Source organism: Chitinivorax sp. B (genome assembly GCF_005503445.1).
GTDB lineage: Bacteria > Pseudomonadota > Gammaproteobacteria > Burkholderiales > SCOH01 > Chitinivorax.
Map to the genome: position 1 here is coordinate 1 of NZ_SCOH01000155.1, position 1351 is coordinate 1351.

3 protein-coding genes are annotated in these 1351 nt (G+C 55.5%); all 3 read left to right on the forward strand.

Going from position 1 to position 1351, the window contains the following annotated elements; translation table 11 throughout:
• Window positions 1–843 (forward strand): TreTu family toxin (locus FFS57_RS24995; protein ID WP_249384172.1); only part of this gene is annotated, 843 nt, incomplete at its 5' end.
• Between the two features lie 11 nt (window positions 844–854).
• The gene (locus FFS57_RS25000; protein WP_137940523.1) at window positions 855–1154 is read left to right on the forward strand and encodes an immunity protein TriTu family protein; all 300 of its coding nucleotides are present in this window, start codon (window positions 855–857) and stop codon (window positions 1152–1154) included.
• Window positions 1155–1267: 113 nt separating this feature from the next.
• Window positions 1268–1351, forward strand: an 84-nt coding sequence (locus FFS57_RS26365) for a pre-toxin TG domain-containing protein (RefSeq protein WP_137940524.1), incomplete at its 3' end; no start/stop codon positions are given.

Here is a 1351-nt window from a genome sequence, read left to right on the forward strand (position 1 = left end):
CCCGACCCAACGGTGCCGGATGCGGACAATCAACAGCAGTACAACCGTTACAGCTATGTGCTGGGCAACCCGCTGAGCTATACCGACCCGAGTGGCTTTGCCACGGTGCCGGCGGAAACCCTGCCCGATGCTGGGAAAATCGCCGAGCTGGTCAAATCCGGTTTGGGAGACATGACCCTGGATCGGCCGGGCATGATCAGCTTTGAGGGCGATGAGGACGAATCCGACGGCATTGGGCCGGTTGACAGCAAACGCAATCTGGGTACGCGAGAGGTATACAGTGGCTACCGAACCGTCGTCAGCGTCGGTTCACTGGGTCTGGACTTGGTACCGGTACTGGGTTCGGCCAAATCGGCAGCGCAGGTGGTCACCGGGAAGGATTTACTGACGGGCGAGCCGGTCAATCGCTGGGTAGAGGCGGGCGGCATCGTGCTCGGCATGGTGCCGGGTGGGAAGCTGCTGACCAAGGGGACGACGCTGGCGAAGGTGGCGCGAGGGGCGGAGAAAGAGGCGGCAAAGGAGACAACAAGGGTTGGACGTTGGATGTCTGAGGCTGAGCACGAAGCTATGAAGGCGTCGGGAAAGGTGCAGGAAAGTTTGTCTGGCACTACCCATGTAGCTAATCCGGCGGATGCTTCAGCGTTCATGAGCCAAGCTAAACCAGGTAGTGTGTACATCGAGTTCAATGTACCGACTTCATCGTTGAAAGCAACAAATGAAGGGTGGGCCAAAGTCATCGGTCCTAATTCCCTTGAGGGGCGGCTTGCAGCTCGAAAAGGGTTGCCAATACCACAAATGCCAGAAGTGACGGATATCGTTCACTCTGCAACCAAACTTCCATGAGTCGATAGATCATGCTTAACAAATTCATTGATTGGGCAACGCAAATTGCAAGCAAGCCTATTGGGAATGACGTTGTGGCCCAGGTAACCGAAAGCGAGATGTCGGACAATCCGTCTGCGCGATTGGATATAGATACTCCCACAACAGTTGCTCGCATTACGTGTTGGAAAAGTGGTGATTATGATGCAGAGGTCATACACATAGAGACAGAGCGGACACTCTTCTCAAGTCATGGCAATCTCCAGCAGGGGCTGGAGTTTTCAGATCAGTTTGCCGATTTCTTTAAATCTCTTGGCATCACAACCGATTAGTTGCGGCAAGAGGGAGGGGACGACGATTCCGATGGTAGCGGTCATGTCGCCAGCAGGCGCAATAGTGGCGTCAAAGAGGTGTACGCTACCGAACCGTCGTCAGCGTCGGTTCACTGGGTCTGGACTTGGTACCGGTACTGGGTTCGGCCAAATCGGCAGCGCAGGTGGTCACCGGGAAGGATTTACTGACGGGCGAG